The sequence below is a fragment of the Pseudomaricurvus sp. genome (assembly GCF_965662505.1).
In the GTDB taxonomy this organism is placed as follows: Bacteria; Pseudomonadota; Gammaproteobacteria; order Pseudomonadales; family Cellvibrionaceae; genus Pseudomaricurvus.
Genome location: NZ_CBFIHX010000145.1, coordinates 1 through 7056 on the forward strand (window position 1 = coordinate 1; position 7056 = coordinate 7056).

General features: G+C 53.0%; 5 protein-coding genes. 4 read left to right on the forward strand and 1 reads right to left on the reverse strand.

Features of this window, described 5'->3' with window-relative positions:
* A partial coding sequence (locus ACTG33_RS15075) for an adenosine kinase (protein WP_439136050.1) occupies positions 1-823 on the reverse strand: 823 nt, incomplete at its 3' end.
* A gap of 170 nt (positions 824-993) precedes the next feature.
* On the opposite strand from ACTG33_RS15075, the gene mrcB reads away from it, so the two are divergent.
* The 4 genes from mrcB (at position 994) to ACTG33_RS15095 (ending at position 6989) form a co-directional block, all read left to right on the forward strand.
* A complete protein-coding gene (gene mrcB / locus ACTG33_RS15080; protein ID WP_439136051.1) occupies positions 994-3312 on the forward strand; it encodes a penicillin-binding protein 1B in 2319 nt (772 codons plus the stop codon).
* A gap of 8 nt (positions 3313-3320) precedes the next feature.
* A complete protein-coding gene (locus ACTG33_RS15085) occupies positions 3321-3848 on the forward strand; it encodes a tetratricopeptide repeat protein (RefSeq protein ID WP_439136052.1) in 528 nt (175 codons plus the stop codon).
* 395 nt (positions 3849-4243) lie between these two features.
* Complete coding sequence (locus ACTG33_RS15090) at positions 4244-6628, forward strand: DUF1631 domain-containing protein (RefSeq protein WP_439136053.1); 2385 nt, start codon at positions 4244-4246, stop codon at positions 6626-6628.
* A gap of 1 nt (position 6629) precedes the next feature.
* Positions 6630-6989, forward strand: a complete 360-nt coding sequence (locus tag ACTG33_RS15095; RefSeq protein WP_439136054.1) for a PilZ domain-containing protein — start codon at positions 6630-6632, stop codon at positions 6987-6989.
* Positions 6990-7056 lie beyond the last annotated feature (67 nt).

Below are 7056 nucleotides of genomic sequence, written 5' to 3' on the forward strand. Positions count from 1 at the left end.
TGACCTTGTGAGGGGCAATCTTCCAGCTGTTATCACCGTCAACGACCAGTGCACCTTCGGCCCCTAAAGTGATGGCAAAGCTGCGGGCAATTTTCTTCAGTGCGGTCATCGCCTCTTCAAGAGTTTGGGTGCGGGTAAAGCCCAGCGCTTCTGCCTGATTGCAGAACAACAGATCCACGCCATCACCAAGCATTTCTTTCAGTCCATCATGGAAAAACTCCACCATCGCCGGATCGGACAGACTAAGTGCCGTTTTCACGCCTTTGGCTTCAGCTTGTTTGCGCAGCTCAATGGCCGCGGCACGGCCGGTGTCGGATGAAACCAGGTACCCTTCGATATAAGCGTACTGGGATGCGGCAATGGAGGTTGAACTCAGTTCGCGGCTGGAGACAGTTTCGCTGATCCCCAGATAGGTGTTCATTGTGCGTTCAGCGTCAGGCGTTATCATCACCAGACATTTGCCAGTAACGCCTGTCTCGCGCACGTTCGAGGGCAAGCTGTCGACGCCGGCGTCGCTCAGGTCCTGCAGGTAAAAATCGCCATTGTCATCGCTGGCAACCTTGCAGCTGTAAAAGGCTTTCGCCCCGAAATAACTGGCGGCGATGATGGTGTTCGCTGCTGAGCCGCCGCTGGCGCGTTTTGATGCAACCAGATGATCGGATAGATGTTCAATCAGTTCCTGTTGACGGGCTTCGTCTACCAGGGTCATCACGCCTTTATCAATATTGAGTGTGGTCAGATCCTGATCGGTCACTTCGATTTCGGTGTCTACCAGCGCGGCGCCGATGCCGTAAACGTGATATGCCTGAGTGTTGTCCGCCATAGTGTCTGGTTCCTTAGTCTGTGGTGGTGTCAAATCTTCAATGGAGTGGGTGTTGCTTTTTTTGAAGCAATTACCGAGCTTGTAAAAACATCGGTAAAATTCCAACCCGTGACTTCTTAAGAGGCTATTATGCCTTGTCTACCCAGTCAGAGTCAGTACACTTCCCGCTTATGAGTCGAAAACCAAAATCCAAACGCTCGAAAAAGAGCGCTCCTCCTTCTGCCTTGCGGCGCTTTTGGCGCTTGATTCGGTGGCCTTTCCTGATCCTGTTGCTGCTGTTTGTGGCTTGGGTCGTGTATCTCGATATTGAAGTGCAGCGCAAATTTGATGGTCGTAAATGGGCCATGCCTGCGCGGGTGTACGCACAACCACTGGAGCTCTACCAGGGGAAACAGTTGACCCGCGCTGATTTACTGGCGGAACTTAAGGCGCTGGAATACCACTCGGTGAACTATTTGGCGGCACCGGGCCAGTGGCGAGCTGCGGGCAGTACGATAGATATCGCAACCCGTTCATTTGACGCGGGCGGTAAAGACGAAGCCGAACGTTATGTCCGTGTGCGCTTTCAGTCGGACCGAATTGTTGGGTTTGAAGTACTTAAGGGCGATCCTGCGTCGCTGATCACGCTCGAGCCAGTTCTGATCGGTGGTATTTACCCCCAGCGCCAGGAAGATCGCGAGCTTATTCAGTTGTCTGATGTGCCACCGCTGCTGGGCGAGGCTCTGATTGCGGTGGAAGATCGCAATTATGTGCACCACTTTGGGGTGTCTCCCAAGTCCATTGCCCGTGCGGCCTGGGTAAACTTTCAGAGTGGCAGAGTGGTTCAGGGTGGCAGCACCCTGACTCAGCAGCTGGTGAAAAACTTTTTCCTCGATGACAGTCGCAAGCTGTCGCGCAAGCTGACCGAAGCCATGATGTCAGTGCTGCTGGAGTGGCATTACAGCAAGGGTGAAATCCTGGAAACCTACATGAATGAAGTGTATCTGGGGCAGAGCGGGCCGCGTCAGATTCACGGGTTTGGATTGGCTTCAAAGCATTACTTCGGCAGTCCTCTTTCCTCGCTGAATGAGTCCCAGTTGGCGTTGTTGGTGGGGCTGGTGAAAGGCGCTTCTTACTACAACCCCTGGCGTCATCCTGAACGTGCCAAAGAGCGCCGTGATCTGGTGCTCAGTGTCCTTCATGAGCAAGGTTTGATTGATGAGCAGGAGTTAAAGAGTTCGCAACGAGAGAGGTTGGGAGTCGTGCCGGCATCCCAGCGGCGTCTGCGTGATTATCCTGCCTTTATCGACATGGTCAAAACTCAGCTGCGTGAAGATTATGACGACGAAGCTCTGAGCTCGGATGGCCTGAAGATCTATACGACCTTGTCACTTGCGGCACAGCGACAGGCGGAAAAATCCTTGTCTCAGCGCCTTGATGCACTGGAAAAGCGTTACGGCGTGGATAACGGAACGCTTCAGGGGGCTGTGATTATGACTTCCGTGGGCAGCGGTGAAGTGAAAGCCGTGGTGGGCGATCGGAACCCCAAGTTTGCCGGTTTCAATCGCGCACTGGATGCGACACGTCCCATTGGTTCTCTGGCCAAGCCGGCGGTGTATCTAACGGCCCTCAAAAAAGGACAACCCTACAATCTGGCTTCGACCATCAGTGATGGCCCGGTGTCTGTGGCTGGCCCCAATGATGATGTGTGGCAGCCCAAGAACTTTGAGCGTGAATCTCATGGTGATGTCATGCTGATCGATGCTCTGAGTCGCTCCTACAATCAGGCAACAGCGCGATTGGGGATGACCGTGGGGCTGGATAATGTCGCAGAAACCTTTGAGCAACTGGGTGTAAAGAAGCAAATCCCGCAGGTGCCGTCTATGCTGTTGGGAACGATGGAGTTGTCTCCAGCAGAAGTTTCGGAAATGTACCATACGCTGGCCAATGATGGCGTGGTTATGCCGCTAAGAGCCATTCGTTCCGTGGAGGACGCCAAAGGTGAGCGCCTGAACCGCTATCCGCTGCAGCTGGGCAATCCTGTGGAGTCCGCGGCAGTGCAGCTGGTGCAGTTCGCCATGCAGTCGGTGATGGAAGAGGGCACGGGGCGAAGCGCTTATCAGCGACTTCCCCGTTCTCTGGCTCTTGCAGGAAAAACAGGCACCACCAACGATCAGCGCGACAGCTGGTTTGCCGGCTTCAGTGGCCGGGATCTGGCGGTAGTCTGGGTTGGGCGGGATGATAATGGCGCCACACCACTGACAGGTGGTACCGGTGCGTTGCAAATTTGGACGGATATCTTTTCGCATCTGCCCACCGAAAGTCTGGACATCTTTGCCTCGCCAGACATTGAATACTTGTGGGTTGACGGTAAAAATGGTCGCTTGAGCAGTGAAAACTGCCGGGGTTCACGGTTGATCCCGTTTACCCGGGAACAGCGACCCGAAGAACACGCAGCCTGTGACTGGGTGGAAAACCCCGTACTGCACTGGATGAAAAAATGGTTTTAGAGCGCATTTTGAGTAATAAACATGTGAACCAGGATGAAGGGACAGGGCGGTGTTTTAGCCCGATTGCCCTGCTGGCGTCAGCGGTGCTTCTGGCGGGCTGTCAATCCAGTGCGCCAGTCTCACAAGTGCCGGTGGAAGAACCCGGTGGGCAGGTGGAGCGTCCGGACCGTTATCCCGGTCAGCCTGCGGTGACACCGTCTGGCGTTCCCGGGCAATATCCTGGACCCTATGACCGCCCGACCCCAGAGCCCACTCGTCCTGAAGAGCCCCCGAGTATGGATGCTGCGATTGATGCCATCGAAGCCGATGCCGAAAACTATATGGCGCAGCAGCAATGGCAAAAATCCATAGAAACGGCAGAGCACGGGTTACGTCTGGATCGGCGGAATGCCGGTTTTTACCGGATTCTCGGCGAGAGTTATCGCGAGTTAGGGGATATGCCGCAAGCGCAGCGATTTGCGCGTCAGGCTCAGCGCTATTGTCGCAGTGACTGTGGCAGCACTGAAAGGCTGGTGAAATCTTTGGGTATGGAATGATTTATGCCATTGTTTGTGCGAGATGCTTATACTATTTGTACGTGATGCTTTTACTGCTTGTACTAGACGGCGGTTTGCGGACGGCGCCGAAGCAGATTGTGAGAAGGGGATTGTGTTGGGACGCTCCCTGAGTTGACCGTCTCATCAAAAAGGTGAAAATAGCACTTGTGTTTTCTGCACCCTATGTCACATTGAACAAAGGTGTATGGCAAGACACTTTGTGACTGCGCTGTGTATGCAACAGGCATCGGGCCTGTATGACCTCAATCAATAATAAGATCTGTACTGCAGGATGTTTATGCAGTGCATTAGCAAGGACAGGATGTCATCGGACATGCTCATTTTGTGTGCGTGACTTTTGATAGCCATGGATGTGACGAAAAGACATTGAATCTATGAGTAAATTGCACCCCCCTGCTGCTGCAGGAAACTTGACTGACGCTGCCATTGTTGAGCATCTCAAAGCTTGCCAGGCTATTCTGGTCGAGCATGCCAGTGAGTGTTTCACGCAATTCTCCAAGGCACTGGATAATCATTTACTGGAAAGCCTCGATCGAGCCAAGAGCAATAAGGAAAAAACGGATATTGTCGAGCAGCAGGATGTTATGCATCAGGCGTTGCCGCAGATAGAACGTTATTTCTTAGGCTATCTTGGCGAAGGCTTTATCAAGTTCAAACGTCATGAGCTGTCCACCAGCACCGGGGAAGAAAAGTATCAGAAAGACATGTTATCTCTGGTGGATAACGAGGATCTGGAAGAAACCATTGCCATCACGTCTATTACACATCGAGCGGAGAATCACTACGCGGAAGCGCTGTGGGCACTCAATCAACGTTTGGCTGTGCTGAACAATGGGCAGAAGGTGGATGATCGCGGTAATCCCGCCGGTCCGGTTCAGTATTGTGAGTCTTTGCGTAAAAGCCTGCAGCGCACAGCGCTGAACACCAAAAGCAAAATCATCACCTACAAATTATTTGATCGTGAAGTAATGGTGCATTTGTCGGAGCCATTACAGGAAATTAATCAGTATCTGAGCGGCAAGGGCATTCTGTCTAACCTGCGTCCGCGACCAGTAACTCCCGGCGGAGGGACTGAAAACGCTCCTCCGACTCAGGGCGAAAACGATTTTCAGCAGAATTGGGACAGTCACACGTCGCAACAGGATAGCGTAGAGTTGCCGGGTACGCAGCCTGCCGGCGGTTTTATGCCGAGCCCTGATGCCAATCTGCCACCCGATCAATATCAGGGTAATCTGGTGGACGCCATCCGCACGCTGCAAAGCCATATTGGTGGTTTTGCCCAGCCTGCTGGCGCAAGTGCGCCGGAAGGGGCTGCTCCTGCGTCTCCACAAAATTTTGTTCCTCAACCTCCCTCTGGTGTCAGTCAGGGGGGCGCGGCCGCTCCTGGTGGTCGTCCGGGTATGGTGTATTCCAATCAACAGCTGGTAGGGGCCTTGCAGCAGTTGCAGTCGCAGGCTTTGACGGTGACCGGCCAGCAATTAGTCAATGCCCAGCCAGGGACCTTGCAGCCTTTACCTGTATCGGACGTCAGCCAGCAATTGGTTCAGCAGCTGATCGAGGAAGAGGGGGACGAGGAGTCTGTTGATCCGGGCGATATGCACACCATTGATTTGGTGGGCATGTTGTTTGAATACATGCTGTCTGATGACAACCTGCCGGATTCTGTCAAAGCATTGCTCAGTTACCTGCACACGCCGTTTCTCAAGATCGCTTTTATCGACAAGAGTTTCTTTGAGCAAACGGAACACCCGGCGCGTTTGTTGCTCAACAATATGGCAGAGGCCGGTGTGAAATGGGTCAGTAATGACGGCACCAGTCAGTACGATATCTACGACAAGATCAAGGCGATTGTTTCGCGGGTTCTGGAAGAGTTTAAAAACGATGTTCGGTTGTTTGCCGAACTGCTGCTGGAATTCAGCGGTTACACCAAGAAGATCTCCCGACGTCAGGAATTGATGGAACGTCGCGCCATGGAGAAAGTCCAGGGCGAGGAGAAATTGCGTGAAGTTAAAATTCGTGTCAACGAAGAAGTGCGTTCCCGCACCGACGGGCGTGAGTTACCTTCCGCTGTGTTGTTGATGCTGCTACAGCCTTGGTCAGACTACCTGGCTTTTATCCTGCTGCGTTACGGCGAGACCTCTGAGAGCTGGATGCGGGCGACACAGGTTATTGATGATGTGCTGTGGAGCATTGAGCCAAAAGAGAACGGCGAAGACAAAGCCCGTCAGATGGAAATGCACGCTGGCTTGCTGAACAGTCTGGAAGTGGGATTCGAAACCATCGGTTACGATCAGGCCAAAGGTAAAAAGTTGCTTGAGGCGTTGTACTCTCTGCAGAAAATGGCGCTGCAGAGCAAACAAGTGGAACCTGCTCCTGAGCCGATGCGCAGCAAGCTGGAAGCGATGGCGTCGAAGAAAGCCGGTCAAAGTGATGCGGCCGATGATCAGCCTAATGCTGAAGAGCTGCGTATGGTTGAAAATCTTAAGATGATCGAGTTTGGCACCTGGTTTGAGTTCGACGGTGGCAAGCGACTTAAGGTGGCGTGGTACAACTCAAAAACCCTGCACTACATGCTTGTCGATCAAATGGGCAAGAAAGTGGCCATGAAATCGGGCCTGGAATTAGCACGGGATATGCTCGCGCATAAAGCCAAAGTGATAGCAGGCAGTTCGAAACCATTCTTCGAGAGGGCGTTGGAAAATATCTTCCAGAGTCTCAATGCCAAGGCAGAAGGGCTCAAGCCAAAGGGGAAATCCTGAGATGAAAGATACAGGGCAAATGGACGAACAGAGAAACCTGGATCGCTTGGGTGTCGTCGGTTCAGTTGAGGTGTACGACGCGAATCGGGAGCTGTATCTGGGGCGTCTGGCCAATATTCACGAAGAGGGATTGATGCTGCTGGGTGAAATGCCGATGCAGTCAGATCATGTCTATCAGTTGAATCTGGAGCTGCCTATGCCTGTATGTGGAGATACCTCGGTCTTGTTGGGCGTCGATTGCTTGTGGGTGCGCTCCTCAGAGGACGATCCTGTGTGTTGGGCGGGGTGCCATATTATTGATATGTCAGAGAAGGCTCGCGAACAAGTTCGCGCTCTGGTGGCGATGCTGGCTGAGCAGTGAAAGCTAGGAGTGTCAGGGGAATATTCATTCCCCTGTTGTCTGTCAAAACCTGTTCTCAAAACTGATT